This is a genomic window from Bradyrhizobium sp. i1.15.2, assembly GCF_040548425.1.
Lineage (GTDB): Bacteria > Pseudomonadota > Alphaproteobacteria > Rhizobiales > Xanthobacteraceae > Bradyrhizobium > Bradyrhizobium canariense.
This window is the reverse complement of the sequence record NZ_JBEPRQ010000002.1, coordinates 286,493-311,919: the sequence shown is the minus strand read 5'-3', so window position 1 is coordinate 311,919 and position 25,427 is coordinate 286,493. Positions and strand designations below refer to the sequence as shown.

The 25,427-nt window shown below is 64.4% G+C and carries 29 protein-coding genes; 10 read left to right on the top strand and 19 right to left on the bottom strand.

What is annotated here, in order from left to right:
• Positions 1–174 precede the first annotated feature (174 nt).
• Positions 175–846, bottom strand: coding sequence for a response regulator (locus ABIB80_RS06315; protein ID WP_007599462.1), 672 nt, complete (start codon positions 844–846; stop codon positions 175–177).
• Between the two features lie 343 nt (positions 847–1,189).
• Between ABIB80_RS06315 and ABIB80_RS06310 the strand changes: the two genes are divergently transcribed.
• Positions 1,190–2,815 (top strand): MFS transporter, encoded by a 1,626-nt coding sequence (locus ABIB80_RS06310; RefSeq protein WP_198288262.1) that lies wholly within the window; start codon positions 1,190–1,192, stop codon positions 2,813–2,815.
• A gap of 127 nt (positions 2,816–2,942) precedes the next feature.
• Here ABIB80_RS06310 and ABIB80_RS06305 read toward each other — a convergent pair whose 3' ends face one another.
• Both ABIB80_RS06305 and ABIB80_RS06300 read right to left on the bottom strand, forming a co-directional pair.
• The gene (locus tag ABIB80_RS06305) at positions 2,943–3,422 is read right to left on the bottom strand and encodes a secondary thiamine-phosphate synthase enzyme YjbQ (protein ID WP_035995416.1); all 480 of its coding nucleotides are present in this window, start codon (positions 3,420–3,422) and stop codon (positions 2,943–2,945) included.
• Between the two features lie 135 nt (positions 3,423–3,557).
• A complete protein-coding gene (locus ABIB80_RS06300; RefSeq protein ID WP_007599459.1) occupies positions 3,558–4,094 on the bottom strand; it encodes a hypothetical protein in 537 nt (178 codons plus the stop codon).
• Positions 4,095–4,485: 391 nt separating this feature from the next.
• Between ABIB80_RS06300 and ABIB80_RS06295 the strand changes: the two genes are divergently transcribed.
• The 5 genes from ABIB80_RS06295 (at position 4,486) to ABIB80_RS06275 (ending at position 7,125) form a co-directional block, all read left to right on the top strand.
• Positions 4,486–4,860 carry an AtpZ/AtpI family protein gene (locus ABIB80_RS06295; protein WP_007599457.1) on the top strand — a complete coding sequence of 125 codons (375 nt, stop codon included), beginning with the start codon at positions 4,486–4,488 and terminating at the stop codon, positions 4,858–4,860.
• 114 nt (positions 4,861–4,974) lie between these two features.
• Entirely contained in the window at positions 4,975–5,724 is a 750-nt protein-coding gene (locus tag ABIB80_RS06290; RefSeq protein WP_007599455.1) for a F0F1 ATP synthase subunit A, read from the top strand.
• Positions 5,725–5,777: 53 nt separating this feature from the next.
• Entirely contained in the window at positions 5,778–6,008 is a 231-nt protein-coding gene (locus tag ABIB80_RS06285) for a F0F1 ATP synthase subunit C (protein WP_007599451.1), read from the top strand.
• A gap of 59 nt (positions 6,009–6,067) precedes the next feature.
• The gene (locus ABIB80_RS06280) at positions 6,068–6,634 is read left to right on the top strand and encodes a F0F1 ATP synthase subunit B family protein (RefSeq protein ID WP_007599450.1); all 567 of its coding nucleotides are present in this window, start codon (positions 6,068–6,070) and stop codon (positions 6,632–6,634) included.
• A 5-nt stretch (positions 6,635–6,639) separates the two neighbouring features.
• Positions 6,640–7,125, top strand: coding sequence for a F0F1 ATP synthase subunit B family protein (locus ABIB80_RS06275; protein ID WP_007599449.1), 486 nt, complete (start codon positions 6,640–6,642; stop codon positions 7,123–7,125).
• 214 nt (positions 7,126–7,339) lie between these two features.
• On the opposite strand, the gene ABIB80_RS06270 is transcribed toward ABIB80_RS06275, so the two are convergent.
• The 5 genes from ABIB80_RS06270 to ABIB80_RS06250 form a co-directional block, all read right to left on the bottom strand.
• Positions 7,340–7,996 carry a hypothetical protein gene (locus ABIB80_RS06270; RefSeq protein ID WP_007599448.1) on the bottom strand — a complete coding sequence of 219 codons (657 nt, stop codon included), beginning with the start codon at positions 7,994–7,996 and terminating at the stop codon, positions 7,340–7,342.
• A 121-nt stretch (positions 7,997–8,117) separates the two neighbouring features.
• Positions 8,118–8,705, bottom strand: coding sequence for a GNAT family N-acetyltransferase (locus tag ABIB80_RS06265; protein ID WP_007599447.1), 588 nt, complete (start codon positions 8,703–8,705; stop codon positions 8,118–8,120).
• A gap of 40 nt (positions 8,706–8,745) precedes the next feature.
• A complete protein-coding gene (locus ABIB80_RS06260) occupies positions 8,746–10,035 on the bottom strand; it encodes a M16 family metallopeptidase (RefSeq protein ID WP_007599446.1) in 1,290 nt (429 codons plus the stop codon).
• Positions 10,032–11,450, bottom strand: coding sequence for a threonine synthase (thrC, locus tag ABIB80_RS06255; protein WP_007599445.1), 1,419 nt, complete (start codon positions 11,448–11,450; stop codon positions 10,032–10,034). The genes ABIB80_RS06260 and thrC overlap by 4 nt, the downstream gene beginning before the upstream one ends.
• Before the next feature lie 556 nt (positions 11,451–12,006).
• Positions 12,007–12,651: a response regulator transcription factor gene (locus tag ABIB80_RS06250; protein WP_007599443.1), complete on the bottom strand. Its 645-nt coding sequence runs from the start codon at positions 12,649–12,651 to the stop codon at positions 12,007–12,009.
• A gap of 85 nt (positions 12,652–12,736) precedes the next feature.
• Between ABIB80_RS06250 and ABIB80_RS06245 the strand changes: the two genes are divergently transcribed.
• The gene (locus ABIB80_RS06245) at positions 12,737–14,077 is read left to right on the top strand and encodes a histidine kinase (protein WP_007599442.1); all 1,341 of its coding nucleotides are present in this window, start codon (positions 12,737–12,739) and stop codon (positions 14,075–14,077) included.
• 94 nt (positions 14,078–14,171) lie between these two features.
• Here ABIB80_RS06245 and ABIB80_RS06240 read toward each other — a convergent pair whose 3' ends face one another.
• The 9 genes from ABIB80_RS06240 to coxB form a co-directional block, all read right to left on the bottom strand.
• The gene (locus tag ABIB80_RS06240; protein WP_007599441.1) at positions 14,172–14,537 is read right to left on the bottom strand and encodes a nuclear transport factor 2 family protein; all 366 of its coding nucleotides are present in this window, start codon (positions 14,535–14,537) and stop codon (positions 14,172–14,174) included.
• A gap of 338 nt (positions 14,538–14,875) precedes the next feature.
• On the bottom strand, positions 14,876–15,628 hold the full coding sequence (locus ABIB80_RS06235) for an SURF1 family protein (RefSeq protein WP_007599439.1): 753 nt from the start codon (positions 15,626–15,628) through the stop codon (positions 14,876–14,878).
• Positions 15,625–16,026 (bottom strand): DUF983 domain-containing protein, encoded by a 402-nt coding sequence (locus tag ABIB80_RS06230; RefSeq protein ID WP_007599438.1) that lies wholly within the window; start codon positions 16,024–16,026, stop codon positions 15,625–15,627. The genes ABIB80_RS06235 and ABIB80_RS06230 overlap by 4 nt, the downstream gene beginning before the upstream one ends.
• Before the next feature lie 99 nt (positions 16,027–16,125).
• Positions 16,126–17,022 carry a cytochrome c oxidase subunit 3 gene (locus ABIB80_RS06225; RefSeq protein ID WP_007599437.1) on the bottom strand — a complete coding sequence of 299 codons (897 nt, stop codon included), beginning with the start codon at positions 17,020–17,022 and terminating at the stop codon, positions 16,126–16,128.
• Between the two features lie 78 nt (positions 17,023–17,100).
• Positions 17,101–17,751, bottom strand: a complete 651-nt coding sequence (locus tag ABIB80_RS06220) for a cytochrome c oxidase assembly protein (RefSeq protein WP_007599436.1) — start codon at positions 17,749–17,751, stop codon at positions 17,101–17,103.
• Positions 17,752–17,756: 5 nt separating this feature from the next.
• On the bottom strand, positions 17,757–17,933 hold the full coding sequence (locus ABIB80_RS06215) for a cytochrome c oxidase system small membrane protein (RefSeq protein ID WP_007599435.1): 177 nt from the start codon (positions 17,931–17,933) through the stop codon (positions 17,757–17,759).
• A complete protein-coding gene (locus ABIB80_RS06210) occupies positions 17,930–18,874 on the bottom strand; it encodes a heme o synthase (RefSeq protein ID WP_007599434.1) in 945 nt (314 codons plus the stop codon). Before ABIB80_RS06210 ends, ABIB80_RS06215 begins: the two co-directional genes overlap by 4 nt.
• A 60-nt stretch (positions 18,875–18,934) precedes the next feature.
• Positions 18,935–20,560 (bottom strand): cytochrome c oxidase subunit I, encoded by a 1,626-nt coding sequence (ctaD, locus tag ABIB80_RS06205; RefSeq protein WP_007605061.1) that lies wholly within the window; start codon positions 20,558–20,560, stop codon positions 18,935–18,937.
• Between the two features lie 88 nt (positions 20,561–20,648).
• On the bottom strand, positions 20,649–21,488 hold the full coding sequence (gene coxB / locus ABIB80_RS06200; RefSeq protein WP_007599432.1) for a cytochrome c oxidase subunit II: 840 nt from the start codon (positions 21,486–21,488) through the stop codon (positions 20,649–20,651).
• 447 nt (positions 21,489–21,935) lie between these two features.
• On the opposite strand from coxB, the gene ABIB80_RS06195 reads away from it, so the two are divergent.
• Positions 21,936–22,481, top strand: a complete 546-nt coding sequence (locus ABIB80_RS06195) for an invasion associated locus B family protein (RefSeq protein ID WP_007599430.1) — start codon at positions 21,936–21,938, stop codon at positions 22,479–22,481.
• 11 nt (positions 22,482–22,492) lie between these two features.
• On the opposite strand, the gene ABIB80_RS06190 is transcribed toward ABIB80_RS06195, so the two are convergent.
• Both ABIB80_RS06190 and ABIB80_RS06185 read right to left on the bottom strand, forming a co-directional pair.
• Complete coding sequence (locus tag ABIB80_RS06190; RefSeq protein WP_035993984.1) at positions 22,493–22,816, bottom strand: DUF5615 family PIN-like protein; 324 nt, start codon at positions 22,814–22,816, stop codon at positions 22,493–22,495.
• 4 nt (positions 22,817–22,820) lie between these two features.
• Positions 22,821–23,045, bottom strand: coding sequence for a DUF433 domain-containing protein (locus ABIB80_RS06185; protein ID WP_007599426.1), 225 nt, complete (start codon positions 23,043–23,045; stop codon positions 22,821–22,823).
• 149 nt (positions 23,046–23,194) lie between these two features.
• Between ABIB80_RS06185 and tldD the strand changes: the two genes are divergently transcribed.
• On the top strand, positions 23,195–24,622 hold the full coding sequence (tldD, locus tag ABIB80_RS06180; protein ID WP_007599424.1) for a metalloprotease TldD: 1,428 nt from the start codon (positions 23,195–23,197) through the stop codon (positions 24,620–24,622).
• Positions 24,619–25,395 carry a signal peptidase I gene (gene lepB / locus ABIB80_RS06175; RefSeq protein WP_007599422.1) on the top strand — a complete coding sequence of 259 codons (777 nt, stop codon included), beginning with the start codon at positions 24,619–24,621 and terminating at the stop codon, positions 25,393–25,395. Before tldD ends, lepB begins: the two co-directional genes overlap by 4 nt.
• Positions 25,396–25,427 lie beyond the last annotated feature (32 nt).

The following is a 25,427-nucleotide window of genomic DNA, read 5'->3' as shown; positions in this document are numbered from 1 at the left end:
GGTAAAGTGGAATATTTTTGCGGCCAACGATTGACAGAGGAGCGACACAGGCGCGGTCCCGTAGCCCGGATGAGCGAAGCGATATCCGGGGTTTTCGCTAGCTAGCCGCACTAGCGGTCCCGGATGTCGCTTCGCTCATCCGGGCTACAGGCTGCGAGAGGCCCTCTTCCAGGCTCACCCCGTCGGGGTACCCTGCTTCCACTGACCGCCGGCAATTTTCGCGGCAGCGATCACGGCTTGGGTCCGGCTTTCGACGCCGAGCTTCTGCAGGATCGCGGAGACATGCGCCTTGATGGTGGCCTCGGAGACGCCGAGCTCATAAGCGATCTGCTTGTTGAGCAATCCCTCCGACAGCATCATCAGAACCCGGACCTGCTGCGGCGTCAGCGTCACCAGCCGGTCGCGCAGGCGCGTCATGTCGGGATCGGCGACCGCCGACAGATCGGTGTCGGCGGGAACCCAGACGTCGCCCTCCATCACCTTGAGGATGGCGTCGCGCAAGGTCTCGACGCCGAATCGCTTCGGAATGAAACCGGAGGCGCCGAAATCGAGCGAGCGGCGGATGGTGGCGCTGTCGTCGGACGCCGAGACGATCACCACCGGAATGGCCGGATATTGTGCGCGCAGATAGATCAGGCCGGAAAAGCCGGAGATCCCGGGCATCGAGAGGTCGAGCAGGATCAGGTCGACGTCGGAGGTCTGTTCCAAAAGTTTGGTCAGATCCTCGAACGATCCAGCCTCGTCGATCCTGGCAGAGCTCAGGACGCCCGCCACCGCCTGCCGCAGCGCGGCGCGGAACAATGGATGGTCATCGGCAATGACGAGATGGGTGGAGGGAGCGTTCATCGTTCTCTTGCTGGCAATCGCACCGGGCCAGTAGGCCGGCGCAGGGCCTTGGTCAATTCTTTCCCGACCAGCCGTGGCATGCAAGTGGACATTATCCCTTTGCGGCAACGGGGTTAATCCACAGGCCGGCACTATGTTGCCGGATGGAACGCCCGCGGCGTCAGGTGAGCGTCAGTGCGAAAGGCCGAAAGTCGTATTGGGGCGGGTTTCACGCCAATGTTACCTTGGGGGCAAGGCTTGGGTTGATCCGGCATGACCGGACATCCAGGGCGCGAGGAAACGATTTTTCGGGGAGCGACTCAACATGTCGACATTGGCTGTGTCTCAAGCAGGCGCGGGAGGGATGACGAAGGACGAACGGTTCGTCATTCTCGCCTCCTCGCTCGGTACCGTCTTCGAGTGGTACGATTTCTATCTCTACGGTTCGCTGGCTAGCATCATCGGCGCGCAGTTCTTCTCGGCCTATCCGCCGGCAACCCGCGACATCTTCGCGCTGCTGGCCTTCGCGGCGGGCTTCCTGGTGCGCCCGTTCGGCGCAATCGTGTTCGGCCGTGTCGGCGACATCGTCGGCCGCAAATACACCTTCCTCGTCACCATCCTGATCATGGGTCTGTCGACCTTCATCGTCGGCCTGCTGCCCAATGCGGCGACCATCGGCATCGCGGCCCCGATCATCCTGATCGCGCTGCGTCTCGCCCAGGGCCTGGCGCTCGGCGGTGAGTATGGCGGTGCGGCGACCTACGTCGCGGAGCATGCTCCGAACGGCAAGCGCGGCTACTACACCTCCTTCATCCAGACCACGGCGACGCTCGGCCTGTTCCTGTCGCTGCTGGTGATCCTGTTCACGCGCTCCGCGCTCGGCGAACCCGACTTCGCGGCATGGGGCTGGCGCATTCCGTTCCTCGTCTCCGTGCTGCTGCTCGGCGTCTCGGTCTGGATCCGGCTCCGCCTCAACGAATCCCCGATCTTCCAGAAGATGAAGGACGAGGGGAAGAGTTCGAAGGCCCCGCTGACGGAAGCCTTCGGCAACTGGCAGAACGGCAAGCTCGTGCTGCTGGCGCTGCTTGGCGGCGTGATGGGCCAGGGCGTGGTCTGGTACACCGGCCAGTTCTACGCGCTGTTCTTCCTGCAATCGATCCTCAAGGTCGACGGCTACACCGCCAACCTGCTGATCGCCTGGTCGCTCCTGCTCGGGACCGGCTTCTTCATCGTGTTCGGCATGCTCTCCGACAGGATCGGCCGCAAGCCGATCATCCTCGGCGGCTGTCTGATCGCGGCGCTGACCTTCTTCCCGATCTTCAAGATGATCACCACCAACGCCAACCCGGCGCTGGAAAAGGCGATCGAGTCGGTCAAGGTCGACGTCGTGGCGGATCCCGCAGGTTGCGGCGACCTGTTCAACCCGGTCGGCACCCGCGTCTTCACCTCGCCTTGCGACACCGCGCGTGCCTACCTGTCGCAATCGTCGGTCAAGTACTCGACCACGCCAGGTCCGGCCGGCTCCGGCGTGAAGGTGATGGTCAACGGCAAGGAAGTTGCCTACGCCAACGCCAAGGACGGCAATCCGGCAGTCCTCGCCGCCGTGCAGGCAGCCGGATATCCGAAGGCCGGCGATGCGGGCATCGTGAAGATGGCGCATCCGTTCGACATCTTCCGTCCGCAGGTGGCGGCGGTTGTCGGACTGCTGTTCGTCCTGGTGATCTTCGTCACCATGGTGTACGGCCCGATCGCCGCGATGCTGGTCGAACTGTTCCCGACCCGCATCCGCTACACCTCGATGTCGCTGCCCTACCATATCGGCAACGGCTGGTTCGGCGGCCTGCTGCCGGCGACCGCCTTCGCCATCGTGGCCTCGACGGGCGATATCTATGCGGGCCTCTGGTATCCGGTCATCTTCGCGTCGATTACCGTCGTGATCGGCTTGTTCTTCCTGCCGGAGACCAAGGACGTCGACATCAAGTCGACCTGATCGACGCAGATCGAGATCAACACCAACCGGCCGCGGTCTCCGCGGCCGGTTTTGTTTTGAACTCCAGACTCTTTGTTTTGACGCGTTTTCTTGACGCGAACCGGCAGCCACTTCGCTCGAAAACGCGCTACTGATTGCTGCCGAGAAATTGCAGCACCACCTCGCGCCGATGCGGGCGGGCGCGATGCTCGATCAGATAGATCGCCTGCCAGGTGCCAAGCGCCAGCCTGCCGTTCAGCACCGGCACCTGGAGCGATGTCCCCGTCAGCATGGTTTTGATATGCGCCGGCATGTCGTCCGGCCCTTCGGTGTCGTGAGTCCAGCCCGCATCTTCATCGTCGGGCGCGAGCCGCGCCAGCACCGTAGTGAGGTCGACCAGCACCGACGGGTCGGCATTCTCCTGGATTGTCAGAGACGCCGAGGTGTGACGGATGAACAGCGTGAGCACGCCGTCCCGCGCATGAACGTCGGCGATGAACCGCGCCGCCTCGGCGGTGAGGTCGCTGAAGCCGCACCCCGGCGTCTGCACGGTCAGCAGCGAAGATGCGATGGTGGTGGCCGGTCCTGACGACGGCGCCGAGCGCGAGATGGATTTGGCTGATGTCATCATCATCACTCTCAATTCGGAAAGCTGCCGTAGGGTGGGCAAAGCGAAGCGTGCCCACCGACTCACTCAACGGAGACGCAAATGGTGGGCACGGCGCTTCGCGCCTTTGCCCACCCTACGGCATCTCACCACGCGCTAAATCTTCCCCGAGACGTCCTTCTGCACGCGGTTGGCCATGTCGATCAGGCGACGCCAGGCTTTTTCCAGGAACGACATCACGCGATCGACGTCCTGGTCGCTCGGCAGCGGGATCTCGATCCTGCGCTCGCCCTCGGCGGCCCTTGGTTCTCGTGCTTGCGGCTCCGCCTTCTTGAGCGGATCGGTTTTCGGCAGCGCCTCGTCGATCTTGCCTGACACGGTCGGCCCCGCCGCAAGCCGTTCCTTCAGCATCTCGACTTCGGCCTGGAGCCTGCCGATCTCGGCGTCGAGCGCGGTACGTTCATCGGGTACGGCGTAGCAGGCCCAGCCGGCGCCGCTCCGGGTGCAGGTCGACACGGTGCCGGTGCGGCTGTCGAGCCGCAGCACGCCCTCGGGGATGGGGGTCATGCTGTAGCGGCCGTTTTCGCTGTCGGGCGCGGATTGCGCGGCAAGGCAGCCGACGCTGATGGCCATCGCCGCGGCGAACGCCGCCGCCGCAAGCCATGATGCTGGGGATGAATTCGCTGGTCTCATCGCGTTCTCCGCCACGACGCGCCGGTCGCACGTCCAAAGATGGCGCTCATAAAGGTGGCACGTCTCGCAAATGCTACACCCCGGCGAGGCGATCCGCCGCCCAAAACGCGCCTTTGACATCAACGATCGCGAGGCCCCCTTTGATCCCGGCAGCCGGGCGAAATGGCGACTGCGTTCGCCGATCCAGCGGAGACCTGCTGCGGTGCGGCGTCACGCTGTGTGCAGCGCTGCCGGCCGCGCCGATATTTCCAAAGAAATCATATACATAACGGGAATGGACACAATCGTGACTTGGCTTGACTTGATTATGGGCCATCAGTATGGTCCGCGCGGCTTTTGAGGGTGGCGGGCGCAATTTCCATTCAGCCGCGGCGTTTCGGGTCTTCGTTGCATGACACAGGGCACGGGACACGGCGAGAATGGAGATCGCGATAGATCGCCCGAGGAAGCTGCGCTTTCCGATCGGCTCGGAAATCTTGATCAGCGGTTGTCCGAATTTCGCGGCCGCCACGTCAAGACCGAGCAACCCGCAGGTGACGGTGAAGACAGAGCGGCCAGAGCCTCGGCGATGGCGCTTGGTTTCCGGTTATCCTCCGAGTTGGTCGCCGGGGTCGTTGTCGGAGCGGGGATTGGCTGGGGTTTCGACCGCTTGCTGTCGACGTCGCCTTTCGGATTCATCGTGTTCCTGCTGCTGGGCTTCGTCGCCGGCGTGGTGAATGTGGTGAGAACGGCAGGCGCGGGTCAAAACAGGCGCGGTGGTTCTTAAGCGATCCACTCCAGGAGAGGAATGATCGTGCCGGCTTGAGCCGGTACGGGCCGGGCCCGACCGGCAGACCGAGACCCGCCGGCATCGCCCGGCAGACCAAGAGATGCCGCGCTGATGAAAATCGATCCGATCCACCAGTTCAACATCGAGCCTCTCTTCACCCTGGGCCATATCGGCAACCACACGATCGCCTTCACCAATTCGTCGCTCTACATGCTGGTGGCGGTCGCGATCATCTCGATCCTGATGCTCGCCAGCGGCACGCAGCTGGTTCCCGGGCGCCTGCAGTCGGTCGCCGAGATCTCCTACGAGTTCGTGGCCTCGACCATCCGCTCGACGGCCGGCTCGGAAGGCATGAAGTTCTTCCCGCTGATCTTCTCGCTGTTCATGTTCATCTGCGTTTCGAACCTGGTCGGCATCATTCCCTACACCTTCACGATCTCGAGCCATCTGATCGTCACCGCGGCCCTCGCGCTGCTGGTCTTCTTCACGGTGCTGATCTACGGCATTGCCAAAAACGGCCTGAAATTCTTCTCGATCTTCGTGCCCCACGGCGTCCCCGGCTACATCCTGCCGCTGGTGATGTTCATCGAGATCCTGTCGTTCTTCCTGCGGCCGGTCTCCCACAGCGTCCGTCTGTTTGCCAACATGCTGGCCGGCCACATCGCGCTGAAGGTGTTCGCGGGCTTCGTCGCCATGCTCGGCTTCTCGCTCGGCGCCCTCGGCTGGGTCGGCGGCGTGCTGCCGCTGGCGCTCACGGTCGCGCTTTACGCTCTCGAGATTCTGGTCGCATTCCTGCAAGCCTATGTGTTTGCGATCCTGACCTGCATCTACCTCAACGACGCCATTCATCCGGGACACTGAGCGGTCCGGGGAATTTCCACCCAAAACCCAATCTTTCTTCCAAGGAGTCTAAAATGGATCCGGCAGCAGCAAAACTTATCGGCGCGGGCATCGCATGCATCGGCATGGGCGGCGCGGGCGTCGGCGTCGGCGTGATCTTCGGCAACTACCTCGCCGCAGCCGTTCGCAACCCCTCGGCCGCTCAGGGCCAGTTCGGCAATCTGATCTTCGGCTTCGCCGTGACCGAAGCGCTCGGCATTTTCTCGCTGCTGATCGCGCTGCTGCTGCTGTTCGTTCCGCTCTGAGGACGATTTTCGCGCCGCTTCAGCCGAAGCGACGCGCATGACAGCAACAGGAGTACTCCATGGCTGAAAGTCATGGCGGCGCAAAAGGTCCGGCGGCGGGCGCTCACACCGAGGCTGACGGTGGTCACCACGGTGGCGGTTTTCCGCCGTTCGAGAGCAGCACCTATGCTTCGCAGCTGGTGTCGCTCGCGATCTTCTTCGTCGCGCTTTACGTGATCGTGTCCAAGCTCGCTCTGCCGCGCGTCGGCGGTGCGATCGAGGCGCGTCAGAACAAGATCGAGGGCGACCTCGCCGAAGCGCAGAAGCTGAAGGACCAGTCCGAAGCGGCGCTGAAGGCCTATGATAGCGAGCTTGCTTCGGCACGCTCGCGCGCGCAGGCCATCGGCAACGAATCCCGCGACAAGGCGAATGCGCAGGCGGACGCCGAGCGCAAGGCTTTGGAAGAGCAATTGGCGGCCAAGCTCGCCGAGGCGGAGAAGACCATCGCCTCGACCCGTGCGACCGCCATGAGCAACGTCCGCGGCATCGCGGCCGATGCGGCAGGCACCATCGTGCAGCAGCTCACCGGCGTGGTTCCGGACGCGGCATTGGTCAATGCCGCCGTTGATGCGTCCTTGAAGGGTTAATCGATATGTTCTTCGATCCTGAAACCTGGGTCGCCATCGCCTTCGTGATCCTGATGGTCGGGTTCGGCTATCTCGGTGTCTTCAAGAAGGCCATGACTGCGCTCGACCATCGCGCCGATCGCATCAAGGCCGAGCTCGACGACGCGACGCGCCTCAAGCAGGAAGCCGCCAAGGTACTCGCCGACTACAAGGCGCGCACCGCCTCGGCCGAACGCGAGGCCGCCGACATCATCACGAACGCGAAGAGCGAAGCCGAGCGCATCGCAACCGAGGCCAAGGCCAAGGTGGAAGATTTCGTCGCTCGCCGCACCAAGACCGCGGAGGGCAAGATCGCGCTCGCCGAGGCCCAGGCGGTGGCCGATGTCCGCGCCGCAGCCGCCGAAGCCGCCGTCCAGGCCGCCTCCACCATCCTGTCGCAGTCGGTCAGGGGCCAGGTCGCCGACGATCTGCTCGCCAAGGGCATCACCGAAGTCAGGCAGAAGCTGAACTGAGGGGCTTCGCCTTCACCCATCAAAAAGCCGGTGCGATGAGCGCCGGCTTTTTTGTTGGTATGGCTTCTTCCCGTGTCCCGGACGCGGCGCAGCGTGTAACGCTGCTCCGCAGAGCCGGGACCCATGCCTCACACGATAACGCTGACCGCAACATGGGCCCCGGCTCTGCGTCGCACCGCTGCGCGCTGCGCCGCGTCCGGGGCACGAGACCGCCCTACTTCTTCTTCGCTCGCGCCTTCGGCTCGGGCGAGAGCGCCTGCGGATCGAAGCCGACATAGAAGATGTAGCTATCGGCGTCCTTGGCCGAAGGCATCGGATAGACCAGATCCTCGGCCACGAAGGTGAACGGCACGCTGCCGCCCTCCGACATTCCGACCGTGGTCCGGTAGGCCTTGGAAGCGATCACCTTCTCGCCGACGCCGCCCTGCACCACGGCGACGCGCAGCGGCACCTCGACGGTCGCAGGCGCGCCGGCGGGACCGGCAATGACGCGGCCCTGGATGCCGATCCGGGCCGTGATATCGCCGCCATTGCGGGCGCATTCGCGCGCCATCTTGGTGATGGTGGCCTGAAAGCGGATCTCGTTGCCGACGGCCGGCTTGCCGGTGGCACCGACCGCATAGGTGGAGGCTCCGGCACGCACCGTGACCTGCGGGCAGTCAAGATCGTCATCGGCCGCCGGCTGGCCTGGCGCAGGTGCCGGCTTGGGTTGAGCCGGCTCGTCCGACTTGCCGCCGAACAGGCCCTTGAATCGATCGGTCAGCGACTGCGCCGCAACCGGCGAGACGGAGACGAGTGCAACCGACAACGCCAGCGCGACCGCCGCCCCCCGCCGCAACGCATTCCGCGATGACCGAAGCTCCTGCACCATCAACACCCACACTCCATGACAACATCACGGCCGATCACCGGCCGGGTTGCGCCGTTATATCGTCAAAACCGGCGAACCCAAGGCAGGCACACAGGAGACTTTGGTCACATCAACGAACGGCTCAGCCGCGGAAATCCTCGTGCAGCAGGCCGAACAACAAATGGTCCTGCCAGACCCCGTTGATACAGAGATAGCGGCGCGCCAGCCCCTCGCGCGAGAAACCGCACTTCTCCAGCACCCGGATCGAGGGCGCATTGGTCGGGATGCAGGCCGCCTCGACCCGGTGCAGATTGAGCTCGCCGAACAGCGTCGGCAGCAGCACACGCAGCGCGGCCGTCATGTAGCCGCGCTGAGCGTGGGGCTTCCCGACCCAATAGCCGATGGTGCCGGCCTGGACGATGCCGCGGCGGACATTGGCGAGCGTGATGCCGCCGACCATGGCGCCGTCGAGCTCCCGGAAGATCAGAAAGGGATAGGACCGGTCCGCGGCGATGTCCTCGGAATAGCGGCGCAGGCGACGGCGGAAACCGGAGCGCGTGAGATCGTCCGACGGCCAGATCGGCTCCCAGGGCGTCAGGTAATCGCGGCTGGACTCGCGCAGATGGGCCCACTGCAGGAAGTCCGACATCTGCGGCGCGCGTAGCAACAGGCCGTTGCCGCGCGGCGCGAGAGCGGCGGGTCCACTGGATGGCAGGCGAAAGAGGGCCATGGTGATGCTTCCCGGGGGCGGATCAACCCGTGCGCGGCTCCTAATGCAGCCGCGCCTTGGCGCGTGCCCGGGTCAATCCTTCCGCAAAAGACACCGCCGTGTCCAGACCCCTGCCACTGCCTAATGCGACAACCGCAGGGCGGCTGCGCGAAAGCAGTGCACGCGCCGCATCCCGGGTCGATTCGACGCTGACGGCGTCGATCCGGGCCACCAGCTCCTCGGCGGTCTGGGGCCGGCCATAGGCCAGCACATGCCGGGCGAGCTGCTCGGCGCGGGACGAGCAGCTCTCCAGCGCCATCAGCAGCCCCGCCTTCATTTGCGCCTTGGCCCGCGCGATCTCGACCTCGGTCAGGGTCTCGACCGAATCGTTCATGATGTCGACCACGACCTCCATCATCTCGGGCGCGTCGGCCGGATCGGTGCCGGTGTAGAGGCCGAAAAAGCCGGTGTCGGTATAGGGGGCGTGGAACGAGTAGATCGAGTAACAGAGGCCGCGCTTCTCGCGCACCTCCTGGAACAGCCGCGACGACATCCCGCCGCCGAGGATGTTGGTGAAGACCTGGAGCGAGAACAGCGACAGATCGGTCTGCGGCACGCCCTCCAGCGCCAGCGTCAGATGCGCCTGTTCGAGCTCGCGATGCACCACCTTGGTGCCGCCCTTGCCGAACTGCGCGGGTTGCGGCTTGGGGCCCGCTGTCCCCTCAAAACTGGCAAAGCGCTGCTCGACCTCGGCGACCACCTGCTTGTGATCGACCGCCCCGGCGGCCGCCACCACCATGTCCGGCCCGCGGTAATGCGTCGACAGATAGTCGCGCAGCGAGTCGCGGCTGAAGGCACGCAAGGTCTTCGCGGTGCCGAGCAGCGAACGGCCCATCGGCTGGTCGGGATAGCAGAGCTCGTTGAGGTGCTCGAACACGACGTCGTCAGGCGTGTCCTGCGCCGCGCCGATCTCCTGCACGATGACGTTCTTCTCGCGCTCGAGCTCGTCAGGCTCGAAGGCCGGATTGGCCAGGATGTCGGCGAGCACGTCGAGCGCGAGCGGCACGTCGGCCTTCAGCACCCGCGCATAATAGGACGTGGTCTCGGTCGAGGTGCCGGCGTTGAGGTCGCCGCCGACCGCCTCGATCTCCTCGACAATCTCGCGCGACGAACGCTTCGTCGTGCCTTTGAAAGCCATATGTTCCAGGAGATGCGAGATGCCGTGCTCGTTGGGCTTCTCGTCGCGCCCGCCGACGCCGGCCCAGACGCCAAGCGCCGCGGTCTCGAGATGGGGCATCTTGTCGGTGACGACGGTCAGGCCGGACGCAAGCTTGGAAATCTCGACGCTCATCCGGCAACTCCCTGTTTCGCGGCGCGGCTGACCGACAGCACGAACCGCTCGACCTCGGCCTGGTCGTTCTTCATCACCTTCATGTGTTCGGATTTGGTCATCAGACCATCGAGCCAGGCCGGCAGTTGCGGCCGCTGGCCGCAGGCCGCTTCGACCGCATCGGGGAATTTGGCCGGATGCGCGGTGGACAGCACGATGCTGGGAACCGTCCTGTCCGTGGTGTCGCGGTCGGCGACCGCAAGCGCGACCGCAGTGTGGGGGTCGACCAGTTCGCCCGCCTCGCGCCAGGCGGCGCGGATCGCGGCCGCGGTCTCGGTCTCGTCGGCCCGGCCTGCGTCGAACCCCTCGCGGATCGCGGCCAGCGTCGCATCGGGCAGCACGAAGCGGCCGGATTGCTTCAGCGAATCCATCAGACGGCGCACGCCGGCGGCATCGCGCCCGCCAGCTTCGAACAGCAGCCGCTCGAAATTCGAGGAGATCTGGATGTCCATCGACGGCGACGCCGTCGCGTGGACCTCGCGCACCTCGTAGATTCCGGTCTTCAGCGTGCGCGCCAGGATGTCGTTGACGTTGGCGGCGATGCCCAGGGTCCGCACCGGAAGACCCATGCGCTTGGCGACATAGCCGGCAAAGATGTCGCCGAAATTGCCGGTTGGCACGACGAAGTCCACCGCGCGCGCGGGTGCGCCGACGGCAACGGCGGAGGTGAAATAGTAGACCACCTGGGCGACGATGCGCGCCCAATTGATGGAATTGACACCGGACAGCGAGGTCGCATCGCGGAAGCGATGGTTGTTGAACATCGCCTTCACGATGGCCTGGCAATCGTCGAAATTGCCCTCGACGGCGAGCGCATGGACGTTGGCCGCGCCCGTCGTCGTCATCATCCGCCGCTGCACCTCGGAGATGCGGCCACGCGGGAACAGCACGATGAGATCGACATTTTCGAGCCCTGCGAACGCGTCGACCGCAGCACCGCCGGTGTCGCCCGAGGTCGCGACCACGATGGTGGTGCGCTGGCCGCGCTTGGCGAGCACGTGGTCCATCAGCCGCGAGATCAGCTGCATCGCCACGTCCTTGAAGGCGAGCGTCGGACCGTGGAACAGCTCAAGCACAAACTGGTGCGGCGCCATCTGGCGCAGCGGCACCACCGCCGGATGGCGGAAGGTGGCGTAGGCCTCGTTCGCCATGCGGCCGAGCTCGGCGTCCGAGATCTCGCCGGCGACGAAGGGGCGGATCACCTCGACCGCGACCTCCCAATAGGGACGACCGAAGAAGCCGGCGATGGCGTCAGGCGAGAGTTGCGGCCAGATGGCCGGCACATACAGGCCGCCGTCGCGGGCGAGCCCGGTCAGCATCACGTCGCAGAAGCCGAGTTCGGGGGCCTCGCCCCGGGTCGAGATATAACGAGTCAAACTGCCCTCCAAAGGCCGGCCGAGCCTAGGCTCGATCCGCAAGCCTTTGATTTTACGAAATTACTTGTTAACAGCCAGAGGCTTTGGGCCACCATAAAGTGTTTTGCGGCATCAGGAAACCGCTTCGCGCCTGGGGCCATCCAAGGAAAAAGGCTGCCAACGAAAAGGGCTGCGGCAATGCCGCAGCCCTCTCTTGGAAGGTCTGTCGTTGTGTGCAGACCGGTTTGGCCTCTTGGGGTCACCGACCCTCAAAAACTGTTCGCGCAAGCTTTCGTCGGCTGTCACGGCATCGTCAAGGGACAAAACGGGATGTGCGAGAAAATGTTCCTATTTTTCCCGACGCGTTTCAGCACGGGCAAACGTTCGCCCAGCAATTTGGCGCCACGCATTGCCATTATATCCCGAACGATCGGACAGTTCGGGAACGAACGATGGCTGCGCTCATTGTGTCGGCGGATGGTGTCGGCGCTATCCACGCATTGCCCGGCTGAGCGCCGAGACCGGTCCGCCCGCCGAACCGGCAGCATCCTGGAGCAGCCGGTTCGGCGCCCGGGCGTCAGTTCATCCCGATTTCCACCGCGATCCGGATCAGGTCGGAATGGTTCTTGGCACCGAGCTTCTGCTTGAGCAGGGAGGTGGTGTTGGCGACGGTCTTGTAGGAGATACCGAGCGCCTCGGCGACCTCCACGATCTTGTCGCCTCGACCCAGCAGGCGAAGAATCTCGAGCTCCCGCGGCGTCATCTGCGAGGCAGGATTGGCCTTGATCGCCGCGCCGGAAAACGTCACGGCTTCCGCGAGCTGCGGTGAGATGAAATTGTCGCCCGCAACCACCTTGCGCACCGCCTTGAGCAGGATCCGGGGATCGTCGCCCTTTGAGACGTAGCCCTGCGCCCCAAGCTCGACCGCCCGCACCACGAAGGCCGGATCGTCGTTCATGCTGAACATGATGATCTTGGCGTCAGGATCGTCCTTACGAATGCGCCGCATCAGTTCAAAGCCGGAGACGTCGGGCAGGCTGATGTCGATCACAGTGACGTCGGGCCGCTTGCTGACATAGGCGCGATGCCCGGATTTGGCGTCGGTCGCCTCGTCGATCCGGATCGAATGGTCGGTGGCGAACAGGGTGCGGCAACCGGACAGCACCACGGGATGGTCGTCGACAATCAGGACGCGGGTCGCCGGCTTGGCAGTATCTTGCATTGTAATTCTCTAGTTTTTCGACTCATAAACCGACGGGAACAAATGGAAAGAGCAAAATCCCCTGACGCGCGTTAGAATTGACCTAATGTGGCAACGCTTCTCGTTCAGGACCCAACTGTTTCTGCCGCTCGGCTTGAGCTTCCTCGCCGCGCTGATCATGGGGGGCGTGCTGCTCCAAACCTTCGCGACCGGCCAATTGGCGGACGAGAACGAGCCGGGGCGGCGTTCGATTCAGACCATTGCCGCCGCGCTCAACAATACCCTGCGCACCTCGAACAACCCGCGGCAGACGCTCGACGCCTTTGTCCATTCTCTGGACACCTCCTCCGATATCCAATTCCGTGCCGTGGAGACGGGTCCAGCGTCCTCAGCGAGGGGCGGCCTGCGCAAGCCGCATGGCGTACCGCAATGGTTTGTCGACCTGCTCACCATTCCAGACATGGACGCGGCAGCTGCGGTGACGATCGACGGCCAGCGTGTCGGCGATCTCGTCTTCCTGCCGGACCTGTCGGCTGACCTGTTCGAGAAGTGGATCGGCTTTCTCGCGCTGACCATCCTCGTTGCCGTGCTGATGGTGCTCACCGGCACCATTGCCTATGTTTTCGCGGGATCGGCCCTGCGCCCGCTGCAAGATCTCGGCGAAGGACTCACGCGGATGCGGCGCGGCGACTACGCAACGCCGATCCCGGTCAGAGGACCGCCGGAAATCCGGCAAAGCTGCGAGGAGGCCAATGCGCTGGCCGAAACGCTGGCGCAATTGAGCCAGGATAATCGCGACCTGCTGCACCGCCTGGTGTCGCTCCAGGACGACGAGCGGCGCGATCTCGCGCGCGAACTGCACGACGAACTCGGCCCGCTGCTGTTCAGCATCCGCGCCGGCACGATCGCATTGGCCGACGCCTCGCCCCCGGCGGGAAATCCCGGCAGTTCGGCGCAGGATGTGTTGCAATCGGTCGAGGCGCTCCAGCAGACCAACCGCCGCATCCTCGACCGGTTGCGACCGCTCTACATCGAGGAATTGGGTCTGGAGACCACCGTGCAGACGCTGCTCCGGAATTTTCGCAAGCAGGCGCCGTCTATCGACCTGACGGACACGATCGATCCGGATCTCAACGCGATCGGCGGGCCGCTGGCTCAGACCGTCTATCGCGTGATTCAGGAGGCGCTGACCAACGTGCTGCGTCATGCCGGCGCCAGCAATGCCCATGTGCAGGCGACCTTCGCCGGGGAGACGGTCGTCATCGAGATTTCCGACGATGGCGGCGGCTTTCCCGAAGGTAATGTGTTCGGCCGCGGCCTGACCGGCATGCATGAGCGCGTGCGCGCACTCAGCGGATCGCTGTCACTGCTGCGCGTGGACGACAGGACTTATGTGCGCTGCCGCCTTCCCGCCGAGCCGGCACGCGAGGCGCCGGTCACCGGCTAGAGCCTTTTCGAGCGAAGTGGATACCAGTTCGCGTGAAGAAAACGCGTCAAAACAGAATCTGGTGTTCGGTTCTGACTTAATCAGGACGGAAACTCTAGCACGCCCAGCCAAGCTGCGCGTTCTGTCGCGCCGGCTCGCACAGCGTGGTGCGGATCTTGCCGTCCGGACTAAAACAAAACGAGGCGCGGAAGCGTAGCGCGCCGGCGACGGAATATTCGAGATCGACGCCGTGTGGCGCAGGATGGATTTCCTCCAGCCCGAAACCGACCGACGAGAAAGCGCTGAGCCGCGGCTGCCAATAGGCTTCGAGCTCGCTCCGGCCGCGATAGCGCTGCGTGCCGTTGCACGTGCATTCGACGTGGGCGTCGTCCGCATAGAGGTCGAGGAGCGCCGCGAGGTCGCCCTTCCTGCAGGCATCCACCCAGTCGACGACAATTCCCATCTGGTCGAAATCGCTCACGCTGCAATCCTGTCGGCCGCGGAAAAACGATGGCGGCTTAGGACCACACTCGTGAATGTGCGCTGAATGGTAAACCCCGGGCGATACCGGGTTCCCTGGCAGGGCTGTCGCATATGAAGAAATATATTCGACTGCGGCCATCCTTCGAGACGCCCGCCTGCGGCGGGCCCTCAGGATGAGGGATGAGTATGCGGCAGCATTTCAACGCGGATGGATGCAGCTGAGCCTCATCCTGAGGAGGCCGCGAAGCGGTCGTCTCGAAGGATGAGGCGTTCGCTCTGGCGCCGCCGAGACGTCATATGCGATAGCCCTGGGTTTCCTGAGTGGATCTACGGAGCTCAGCCCCGTCGCCGCCCTCTTGCCCAAACGGCGAAGGCGATGAGCACGGCGCCTGCAAGCGTGAACCAGGTGATGGCGTATTGCAGGTGATCGTCCTTGAGATGCACGTCGAGCGGCCCCGGCCGCGGAATGCCGTTCTCGGGCGCGGGCTGCTCGAGGTCGACATAGAACGGCGCAACCGCGCCCCAGCCCAGCGCGCTCGCGATCACCACGTGATCGCGCACGAACCACAGCCGCTTGTCGCGGTTCTCCGCCGGGGTCAGCCAGCCAGGTGCCTCGGGGAAGCGCAGATAGCCGGTGAAGGAGACCGCCTGCCCCGTGACGAGCTTCTTGACCGCGCGATCCTCGACGCTGCGATCCTGCATGGTATTTTCGACGAAGCCCGCATCGATCACCACCGTCTCGCCGCTCGGCAGCCGCGCCGGCAGGAACGCCCAGGTGCCGGGGCCTGACGCATCCTTGCGTACGGCGGATCCGGGGGAATAGACCATCGCATCGGGCAACGGCGCATAGGTCGCGGTAAAGCTGACACGGCGGAATTCATCGCGCGCGGGGCTTAGCGCGGCCCATCGCGCCGGCGGCGGCAGAGCGACCGGTGCCTCCGCGAGACGCTCGGTGAGTGCGGCGATCAGCTCGTGCTTGGCGATGCGGCGCTGCAATTGCCAGATACCGAGCACGATGCAGACCGCAGTCAGGAATAGCGTGAACAGCGCGAAGCCGGCCACGCGGGGCTTGCGCGCGGTCTCGTTCATTTCGCGCGGTCGACCAGCCGGCCCGGTGCCGCCTTATGGTGGAATTGCAGCGCGATCAGCAGCGACTTCATGGCGCGCAACGGCAGCAGGGTGGTCGCAAGGATCAGCGGCAGCCACAGCACCGCATGCAGCCAATACGGCGGCTGGTACTTGACCTCGACGACGAGCGCGCAGCCGACCACGATCGCACCGGCCAGCATGATGATGAAGATCGCCGGACCGTCACCGGAATCGATGAAGGCGTAGTCGAGGCCGCAATGCTCGCAGGACGGCGCAAGCGTCAGGAAGCCTGCATAGAGCTTGCCCTGGCCGCAGCGCGGGCATTTGCAGGCAAGCCCGCGCAGCGCGCTCTGCAGGACGGTGGCTTGCGACTCGGACGTGTCGTCGGCTTTGTTCATGATGACAGGGTCTATCACAGTTTCTGCCGAAACCCCTGCGCGCAGAAAAGCAAAAGGGCGGCCCCGGGGCCGCCCTTTCTCGATCCGAAGTCAGCCCGCTCAGTGCGCGCCGTGGGCCATGGTCTCGGCGCCGTGTCCCCAGACATAGATGCAGAGGAACAGGAACAGCCAGACCACGTCGACGAAGTGCCAGTACCAGGCGGCGAACTCGAAGCCGAGATGCTGGGTCGGCGTGAAGTGGCCGGCATAGGCGCGGAACAGGCACACCAGCAGGAAGATGGTGCCGACCAGCACATGAAAACCGTGGAAGCCGGTCGCCATGAAGAAGGTCGCGCCGTAGACGTTGCCGCCGAAGGAGAATGCCGCGTGGCTGTACTCATAGGCCTGCACGCAGGTGAAGAGCGCGCCGAGCACGACGGTGAGGATCAGGCCATACTTCAGGCCCTGGCGATCGTTCTCGAGCAGCGCATGGTGGGCCCAGGTCACCGTGGTGCCGGAGGTGAGCAGGATCAGCGTGTTGAGGAGCGGCAGATGCCAGGGATCGAAGGTCTCGATGCCGTGCGGCGGCCAGGTGCCCGGCACGGCGCAGGCGCCGGCCGCAGTCCCGAGACCACAGCCGAACACCGCATCGCGGGTGGCGTGGACGGCGTCGGCCGGGAATAGCGCCGCGTTGAAATAGGCCCAGAACCAGGCGACGAAGAACATCACCTCCGAAGCGATGAACAGGATCATGCCGTAGCGGTGATGCAGCTGCACGACGCGGGTGTGGTCACCCTTGTACTGGGCTTCCCGGATCACGTCGCCCCACCAGCTCGCCATGGTGTAGAGCACACCGACGGTGCCGACACCGAAGATGATCGGCGCAGCCGAGAACATGTGGTGCATCCAGGTGATCGCGCCGACCGCCATGATGAAGGCGGAGATGGAGCCGACGACGGGCCATGGCGAGGGATCGACCAGGTGGTAGTCGTGATGCTTGGTGTGCGCCGTTGCCATTTGCGGTCTCGCTCCTCAATCCCGTGCCTGTCAGGCACTTATCCCCTTATGTCCAACCCCGGCGCGTGAGCCCGGAGATCAGAGATTTCCCTTGCGTTTGTCGTCTTCGCTGGCCGCGAGCGGCTTCACCACCGGATCCTTCACCGGATAGAACGTGTAGGACAGCGTGATCGTGTTGAGACCGTCGTTCTCGTGGTCGTCGGCAATCGACGGATCGACGTAGAACACGACCGGCATCTCTCGCTTCTCGCCCGGCGCCATGGTCTGCTCGGTGAAGCAGAAGCAGTTGATCTTCTGGAAATAGGATCCGACCGTCAGCGGCGCGACATTGTAGGCGGCCTGGCCTGCGGTGGTCCGCGCGGCCCGGTTGGTCACCGTGTAGAAGACGGTCACGACCTGGCCGATATTGACCTCGATCTCGCTCTGCTCGGGCTCGAACTTCCAGGGCAGGCCGGGCGCGACGTTGGAATCGAAGCGCACCGCGATCTTTCGTGCGATCGGACCGCTGGCCGGCGCCGAGGTCGCGACCTGGGTCGTGCCGTTGAAGCCGGTGGCGCGGCAGAACCAGTTGTAGAACGGCACCGCCGCGTAGGAGGCGCCGACCATCAGCGCGACCACGCCGCCGCAGATCGAGGCGACCACCACGTCGCGGCCAAGCCCTTTGGAAGGCCTGCGGCCTTTGGCGGCCGTCCGGCTCTGATCCTGCGATATGGTCGGCTTCTGATCCATGTTTCCTACATCGGCCGGACGAGCACGGCCGGCCCCTTGACCATGGTGACGGCGAAGAACAGCACCACGAGCACGCCGAGCGCGAGTGCGATCGCGATCGAGCGCTGGCGACGGCTCTTCTTCTGCGCCTCGGTGAGGACGATTCCGTCTATCTCGGGTTTGTCGGCCATTCCTGCGATCATGCGCCCCCTACCATCGGCGCGAGCGCCCGGAACACGACCTCGGCCAGCAAGGTCGCAAACAGCGCGAACAGATAAAGGATGGAGAACGCGAACAGCTTGCGGGTCGCCCGCAGCGATTGGCTACGCTCGCGACGCACGTAGACGTTGACGGCGAACGCCAGCATGCCGGCGCCGAGGATCAGCGAGACGATGCCATAGATGGCATCGAAATAACCAAGCGCCCAGGGCGCAGCAGCGACCGCGATCAGCACGATGGTATAGAGCAGGATCTGAAGCCGGGTTGCGTCGGGGCCGGCGACGTTGGGCAGCATCGGAATGCCGGCGCGCGCGTAATCGTCGGAGCGGAACAGCGCCAGCGCCCAGAAGTGCGGCGGCGTCCAGAAGAAGATGATGGCGAACAGCAGCAGCGGCTCGACGTCGACCGTGCCGGTGACCGCGGCCCAGGCCACCACTGGCGGCAGCGCGCCGGCGGCACCCCCGATCACGATGTTCTGCGCGGTCCAGCGCTTCAGACCGATCGTGTAGATCACGACGTAGAAGAAGATGGTGAAGGCGAGCAGCGCGCCCGCGATCCAGTTGACCAGGATGCCGAGCGTCATCACCGAGAAGAAGGCGAGCGTCATGCCGAAGGTCATCGCCTCGGGGCGGGTGATGCGGCCGCGCGGAATCGGCCGGTTCGCCGTGCGCGACATCTTGGCGTCGATGTCGCCTTCGAGCGCCATGTTGAGCGCGCCGGACGCGCCGGCGCCGACGGCGATGCAGAGCAGCGAGGTGATGGCCAGCACCGGGTGAAAATGCCCGGGTGCCATCGCCATTCCGACCAGCGCGGTGAAGATCACCAGCGACATCACCCGCGGCTTCAGGAGCGCGATGTAATCGCCAACCTCCGCTTCGGAGATGCGGGGATTGATGTGGACGGCGTTGTGGTCGAGGACGGACACTAGACTGACTCGCTTGGTTGTCGAGCCGCGGCGCCCGTCACGGGCGCCGCGAGCATTTGCTTACTGCACGCGGGGCAGCACTTCGAACTGGTGGAAGGGCGGCGGCGAGGGCAGCGTCCATTCCAGCGTGGTCGCACCTGCACCCCACGGATTGTCGCCAGCCGGCACCTTCTTCGCGAAGGCGTCGATCACGCAATAGAGGAAGATCAGCACGCCGAAGCCGGAGATGTAGGAGCCGACCGACGAGACCAGATTCCAGCCCGCGAACGCGTCGGGATAGTCGACATAGCGGCGCGGCATGCCCGACAGGCCGAGGAAGTGCTGCGGGAAGAACACCAGGTTCACGCCGATGAAGGTGACCCAGAAGTGCGCCTTGGCGAGCCCTTCATTGTACATGTAGCCCGACATCTTCGGGAACCAGTAGTACCAGCCGGCGAAGATACCGAACACCGCACCGAGCGACAGCACGTAGTGGAAGTGCGCGACGACGTAGTAGGTCTCCTGGAGCACGCGGTCGACGCCGGCATTCGCCAGCACCACGCCGGTGACGCCGCCGACGGTGAACAGGAAGATGAATCCCACCGCCCAGATCATCGGCGCGCGGAACTCGATCGAGCCGCCCCACATCGTGGCGATCCACGAGAAGATCTTCACGCCGGTCGGGACCGCGATGACCATCGTGGCGGCGACGAAATAGGCCTGCGTCGCCGAGGACATGCCGACCGTGTACATATGGTGCGCCCACACCACGAAGCCGATGCCGCCGATCGCGACCATGGCGTAGGCCATGCCGAGATAGCCGAACACGGGCTTGCGCGAGAAGGTCGAGACGATCTGGCTGACCATGCCGAAGGCGGGCAGGATCAGGATGTACACTTCGGGGTGACCGAAGAACCAGAACAGATGCTGGAACAGCACGGGATCGCCGCCGCCTTCGGGGTTGAAGAACGTCGTGCCGAAATTGCGGTCGGTGAGCAGCATCGTAATCGCACCGGCGAGCACCGGCAGCGACAACAGCAGCAGGAACACCGTCACCAGGATCGACCACACGAACAGCGGCATCTTGTGCAGGGTCATGCCCGGCGCGCGCATGTTGAAGATGGTGGTGATGAAATTGATGGCGCCGAGGATCGAGGAGGCGCCTGCCAGATGCAGCGACAGGATCGCGAAGTCGACGGCCGGGCCCGGATGGCCCGAGCTCGACAGCGGCGCGTACATGGTCCAGCCGGCGCCGACGCCGTTGGCGCCCGGCTCGCCCTCGACGAAGGTCGACATCAGCAGCAGCGCGAACGAGGCCGGCAGCAGCCAGAACGAGATGTTGTTCATGCGCGGGAACGCCATGTCGGGCGCGCCGATCATCAGCGGCACGAACCAGTTGCCGAAGCCGCCGATCATCGCAGGCATGACCATGAAGAAGATCATGATCAGACCGTGGGAGGTCACGAACACATTGTAGGTGTGCGTCTCGTGGAAGATCTGCACGCCCGGATACATCAGCTCGGCACGGATCGCGATCGACATCGCGGCGCCGATGACGCCGGCGATGACCGCGAAGATCAGGTACATCGTGCCGATGTCCTTGTGGTTGGTCGAATAGACGTAGCGCCGCCATCCGGTCGGATGGGCGTGCTCGTCATGTCCGTGGTCTTGCGCGTGATCGCCGTGTGCCGCTGCGCTCGTTGCCATTTTCTAATCCTGCCTTGCGTCCCGATCGGACCTCTGGAGGTCCCGCCCTTATGTCGCTTTCAGTTTCCTCGAACCCTTCGCCCGGCGCTCACTGCGTCGGGCCGGCCGTGGAGGCGTAGGTGCTGGTGCCGCCGCTCGCGTACTTCTTCTTCGCCGTCTCGACCCAGGAGGCGAACTCCTGGTCGCTCACCACGCGGATGGCGATCGGCATGAAGGCGTGGTCCTTGCCGCACAATTCCGAGCACTGGCCGTAGAACATGCCGGTCTTGGTGGCCTTGAACCAGGTCTCGTTGAGCCGGCCCGGAATGGCGTCGATCTTGACGCCGAAGGACGGCAGCGCAAAGGCATGAATCACGTCGGCCCCGGTCACCTGAACCCGGACCACCTTGTTGACGGGCACCACCATCTCATTGTCGACGCCGAGCAGGCGGGGCTGCTTGTCCTGGGCCATCAGCGAGTCGAACTCGAACTTGCCGTTATCAGGATAGGCGTAGGACCAGTACCACTGCTTGCCGGTCGCCTTGATGGTCAGATCCGCCTTCGGCACGTCGAGCTCTAGGAACAGGAGCCGGAACGACGGCACCGAGATACCGACCAGAATCAGCACCGGAACGAGCGTCCACGCTACCTCGATCAGCGTGTTGTGCGTGGTCCGCGACGGCACCGGATTGGCTCGCGCGTTGAACTTCACGACCACGATCACGAGCAGCGCCAGAACGAACAGCGTGATCAGCGTGATCAGCACGAACAGGAAATTGTGAAACCAGACGATGTTGTCCATCACCGGGGACCCGGACTGCTGCAGCGTCCACTCCCACGCAGCCGGTTGCCCGAGCTCGGCAAATGCCGCACCGCCCGTCGCCAGCGTCAGACCCGCTACGGCCAATCCCAGCAAGTGCCGGCCCACCGGGCCCATCGACATCTTCATGCCGTTCGCGCTCCCCTAACGAAATCACCCCAAGTGCATTCCCCTATTTTCGGGAAACGCTTTATTCGATCCCCCGTCTGACAAACCGCCGCGCAAGAATACCTCTAAGAGGAATTGGGGCCAGATCGCTAGAACGCCGAAATCAAGCCTCTCAAACCATAATTCTTGATCTATCGCAATGCAGTCTTGAGCCTCGTCTGTCAGCCATCACCCGCAAGATATTTCCTAGTAACATCAGACAAAAATACCATTTCCCGGGATGCTGCCGCTTGACAGCGGAATTGCCCGCGGTAGGCACTGGCGGACAGCCGCACAGGAACCTGATTCGTGCGGGCGACGACGGCCGGGGCGGCGTGGAATTTGCTTGCGAATCGCCTTCAAGACGCCGTCATTCCCGTATCAGTCCGCCGGGTGCGAGCGACCCAGGCGAGCAGAGGGACCGACCCGATGGGGTTTTCGAGATCCATGGCAAGGCGGGCTAAAAGCCAGGCTGGCGGCCTCACGATGCTGGCTGCCCTGCTGGCGGCGGTCGTCGTCCTGGCGCTTCCGGGCCTCGCCCATGCGCAGGGCGCGGTGCGCTCCGTCCATGGCGACTGGCAGATCCGCTGCGACACCCCGCCGGGCGCCCAGTCCGAGCAATGTGCTCTGATCCAGAGCGTGGTGGCCGAAGACCGCTCCAACGCCGGCCTGACCGTGATCGTTCTCAAGACCGCCGACCAGAAGAGCCGCCTGATGCGGGTCGTCGCCCCCCTCGGCGTTCTCCTGCCCTCCGGCCTCGGCCTCAAACTCGACAACCAGGATGTCGGCCGTGCCGGCTTTGTCCGCTGCCTGCCCAATGGCTGCGTCGCCGAAGTCGTCATGGACGACAAGCTGCTCGGCCAGCTCCGCACCGCCAAGACCGCGACCTTCATCATCTTCGAGACCCCGGAAGAAGGCATCGGCTTCCCGCTCAGCCTGAACGGGCTCGGCGAGGGATATGACAAGCTGCCATAGGCTCTAACGGCCTAATAAATCTCAAGGCAGGCAGTGCTGTCATCGCTCTCGAAAGACTCAATCGTCCGCGCGTGCCGGCGAAGCAGAGCCGCAATCGTCGCGGTCGTTTGATTGCCCGCCCGAAGCCAAATCACTTTGGGTGGAGAGCCCAACAGGCCCGCCAGCTCGGCAAAATCGACGTCCTGGGTCACAATCGCGAAACCATTTGCCTTCGCAAACTCCCAAAGCGCACCGTCGGCGACTTCGGACAGACCATAAGACCGGACGTGACTCGAATCCGGAAAAAGGTCGTCGATCATCTGGCAAAGTTTGAAGCTGAGGTTCTGATCGAACAGCGCCTCATATCGGTGCGGTCACCAATCGCCTCTCGCGGTCGGCGGCATAGGCCAGGCAAGCGCGGATATCGTCCTCGGTCAGTTCGGGGAAGTCGTCGAGGATTTGAGCGTGGGTCTGGCCAGCAGCCAGCCAGCCGAGCACATCTGCCACAGCGATCCGCATGTGGCGGATGCAGGGTCGCCCACCGCGTTTGCCAGGTTCAATCGAGATGATATCTCGGTAATTCATGAAACTAGCATAGCACCGATCGGCATCCGCGTCAGGGCCCCTTACTCCCGTGCCAATCCTATCGTTTCCGTAATGTGACGGCCAAGCCCCTCGCGGAACTGCCGGGAAACCATTATCTTGCCTCACATCCCCCGATAATGGACGGACGCATGACCAACCCTGCCACAACCTCCCTGCTCGACCGCGCCAATCTCGACCGCGATCAGGTTCGCAACGAGCTCGCGCGCGGGCTTGCCGGTGCCGACGACGGCGAATTGTTCCTGGAATACAGCCAGACCGAAGCGCTGATGTTCGACAATGGGCGGCTGAAGCAGGCGACCTACGACACCTCGCAAGGTTTTGGCCTGCGCGCCGTCAAGGACGACGCGGTCGGCTACGCGCATTCCTCGGACGTGTCGCTGCCGGCGCTGATTCGCGCTGCGGACGCGGTCGCGGCCGTGCGCGGTGGTTATTCCGGCAACTTCGCCGCGCCTCCAGCACATACCAACGTGCGGCTTTACAGTGACGACAATCCGCTCGATGCCCCCGGCTTCGAGACCAAGGTCAAGCTGCTCGCCGAAATCGACGCCTATCTGCGCGACAAGGATCCGCGGGTGCGGCAGGTCAGCGTCAGCCTGGGCGCGACCTGGCAGGTGGTCGAGATCCTGCGGCCCGACGGCGAGAGCTATCGAGACATCCGCCCGCTCGTGCGCGTCAACGTCTCCGTCGTCGCCGGTCAGGGCGACCGCCAGGAGAGCGGCAGCAAGGGTTATGGCGGTCGCGCCGGCTACGCCGAATTCATCGAAGCTAAGTCCTGGCGCGACGCCGCCGACGGGGCGCTGCGCGAGGCCCTCGTCAATCTGGAATCGATTCCCGCCCCCGCCGGCGAGATGGACGTCGTGCTCGGGGCCGGCTGGCCCGGCGTGATGCTGCATGAGGCGGTCGGTCATGGCCTCGAAGGTGACTTCAACCGCAAGAAGACGTCGGCGTTTGCCGGCCTGATGGGCCAGCAGGTCGCGGCCAAGGGCGTGACCGTGGTCGACGACGGCACCATTGCCTCGCGCCGCGGCTCGCTGTCGATCGACGACGAGGGCACGCCGACCAACCGCACCGTGCTGATCGAGGACGGCGTCCTGGTCGGCTATATGCAGGACCGCCAGAACGCGCGCCTGATGAATATGAAGCCGACCGGCAACGGGCGCCGCCAGGGCTATGCCCATGTGCCGATGCCGCGCATGACCAATACCTACATGCTCGCGGGCGACCGCGATCCGGCCGAGATCCTCGCGTCGGTGAAGAACGGCGTCTTCGCCGCGAATTTCGGCGGCGGTCAGGTCGACATCACCTCGGGCAAATACGTGTTTCAGTGCACCGAGGCCTACAAGATCGAGAACGGCAAGATCGGTGCGCCCTTGAAGGGCGCCATGCTGATCGGCAACGGGCCGACCGATTTGCGTCGCATCCGCATGATCGGCAACGACCTCGCGCTGGATACCGGCATCGGCACCTGCGGCAAGAACGGTCAGGGCGTGCCGGTCGGCGTCGGCCAGCCGTCGCTGTTGATGGAACGCATTACGGTGGGTGGAACAGGCGGATGAGCGTCGAGAAGATAACTGTCACCACCAAGCGGAAGGGCAGCGGCTGGGCAGGCCAGCTCGTGCAGCTCGCGGGCATCGTCGCGGCGGTGTTCATCGCCAAGGGTGCGCTGGCCGAGCCGTTCTACGTGCCGTCGGGCTCGATGGAGCCGACGCTGTTGATCGGCGACGCCTTGATCGCCTCGAAATTCCCCTACGGCTACGGCACCTCGTCGCTGCCGATCCAGATCAACCTGCCCGAGAGCGGTCGCGTCTTCGCGGAGACGCCGAAGCAGGGCGACGTCGTGGTCTTCCGCTGGCCCGGCGATCGCTCGCAGGCCTGGGTCAAGCGCGTCGTGGGCCTGCCCGGCGACCGCATCCAGCTGCGCCAGGGCCAGCTCTTCGTCAACGACCGCCCCGCCGAACTGAAGCCGGACGGCGTCGGCGCCGCCGAGGACGACAATGGCGGCAGCGAACCCGCCTATCGCTATGTCGAGACGCTGCCGAACGGCGTCTCGCACCTGATCTTCAAGATGCGCGACAACGGTCCGCTCGACAACACTCAGGAAGTGACGGTGCCGGCGGGCCATCTCTTCGTGCTCGGCGACAACCGCGACAACTCCGCCGACAGCCGCGTGCCCCTGCGCTCCGGCGGCGTCGGCATGTTGCCGATCGACAATCTGGTCGGCCGCGCGGATGCCGTGCTCGGATCCTGGGATCTCGGCATCCGGGGCCAGCCGGTGTGGACCTGGCTGTCCGGATTTCGCATGGCGCGGTTTTTCACCGCCGTGCATTGAAGGCAGGAACGTCCTCACCTCTCTCCTGCATG

Coding starts and splice junctions, on each gene's coding strand:
- coxB (WP_007599432.1), bottom strand. CDS start 21,488: ATGAAGATGTCGATGGGCCCGGTGGGCCGGCACTTGCTGGGATTGGCC.
- ctaD (WP_007605061.1), bottom strand. CDS start 20,560: ATGGCAACGAGCGCAGCGGCACACGGCGATCACGCGCAAGACCACGGA.
- ABIB80_RS06220 (WP_007599436.1), bottom strand. CDS start 17,751: ATGGATCAGAAGCCGACCATATCGCAGGATCAGAGCCGGACGGCCGCC.
- ABIB80_RS06265 (WP_007599447.1), bottom strand. CDS start 8,705: ATGGCCCTCTTTCGCCTGCCATCCAGTGGACCCGCCGCTCTCGCGCCG.
- ABIB80_RS06305 (WP_035995416.1), bottom strand. CDS start 3,422: ATGACATCAGCCAAATCCATCTCGCGCTCGGCGCCGTCGTCAGGACCG.
- tldD (WP_007599424.1), top strand. CDS start 23,195: ATGACCAACCCTGCCACAACCTCCCTGCTCGACCGCGCCAATCTCGAC.
- ABIB80_RS06270 (WP_007599448.1), bottom strand. CDS start 7,996: ATGGTGCAGGAGCTTCGGTCATCGCGGAATGCGTTGCGGCGGGGGGCG.
- ABIB80_RS06290 (WP_007599455.1), top strand. CDS start 4,975: ATGAAAATCGATCCGATCCACCAGTTCAACATCGAGCCTCTCTTCACC.
- ABIB80_RS06245 (WP_007599442.1), top strand. CDS start 12,737: ATGTGGCAACGCTTCTCGTTCAGGACCCAACTGTTTCTGCCGCTCGGC.
- lepB (WP_007599422.1), top strand. CDS start 24,619: ATGAGCGTCGAGAAGATAACTGTCACCACCAAGCGGAAGGGCAGCGGC.
- ABIB80_RS06275 (WP_007599449.1), top strand. CDS start 6,640: ATGTTCTTCGATCCTGAAACCTGGGTCGCCATCGCCTTCGTGATCCTG.
- ABIB80_RS06315 (WP_007599462.1), bottom strand. CDS start 846: ATGAACGCTCCCTCCACCCATCTCGTCATTGCCGATGACCATCCATTG.
- ABIB80_RS06230 (WP_007599438.1), bottom strand. CDS start 16,026: ATGAACAAAGCCGACGACACGTCCGAGTCGCAAGCCACCGTCCTGCAG.
- ABIB80_RS06235 (WP_007599439.1), bottom strand. CDS start 15,628: ATGAACGAGACCGCGCGCAAGCCCCGCGTGGCCGGCTTCGCGCTGTTC.
- ABIB80_RS06260 (WP_007599446.1), bottom strand. CDS start 10,035: ATGAGCGTCGAGATTTCCAAGCTTGCGTCCGGCCTGACCGTCGTCACC.
- ABIB80_RS06285 (WP_007599451.1), top strand. CDS start 5,778: ATGGATCCGGCAGCAGCAAAACTTATCGGCGCGGGCATCGCATGCATC.
- ABIB80_RS06225 (WP_007599437.1), bottom strand. CDS start 17,022: ATGGCAACGGCGCACACCAAGCATCACGACTACCACCTGGTCGATCCC.
- ABIB80_RS06295 (WP_007599457.1), top strand. CDS start 4,486: ATGACACAGGGCACGGGACACGGCGAGAATGGAGATCGCGATAGATCG.
- ABIB80_RS06195 (WP_007599430.1), top strand. CDS start 21,936: ATGGGGTTTTCGAGATCCATGGCAAGGCGGGCTAAAAGCCAGGCTGGC.
- ABIB80_RS06310 (WP_198288262.1), top strand. CDS start 1,190: ATGACGAAGGACGAACGGTTCGTCATTCTCGCCTCCTCGCTCGGTACC.
- ABIB80_RS06250 (WP_007599443.1), bottom strand. CDS start 12,651: ATGCAAGATACTGCCAAGCCGGCGACCCGCGTCCTGATTGTCGACGAC.
- ABIB80_RS06300 (WP_007599459.1), bottom strand. CDS start 4,094: ATGAGACCAGCGAATTCATCCCCAGCATCATGGCTTGCGGCGGCGGCG.
- ABIB80_RS06280 (WP_007599450.1), top strand. CDS start 6,068: ATGGCTGAAAGTCATGGCGGCGCAAAAGGTCCGGCGGCGGGCGCTCAC.
- ABIB80_RS06215 (WP_007599435.1), bottom strand. CDS start 17,933: ATGATCGCAGGAATGGCCGACAAACCCGAGATAGACGGAATCGTCCTC.
- ABIB80_RS06185 (WP_007599426.1), bottom strand. CDS start 23,045: ATGAATTACCGAGATATCATCTCGATTGAACCTGGCAAACGCGGTGGG.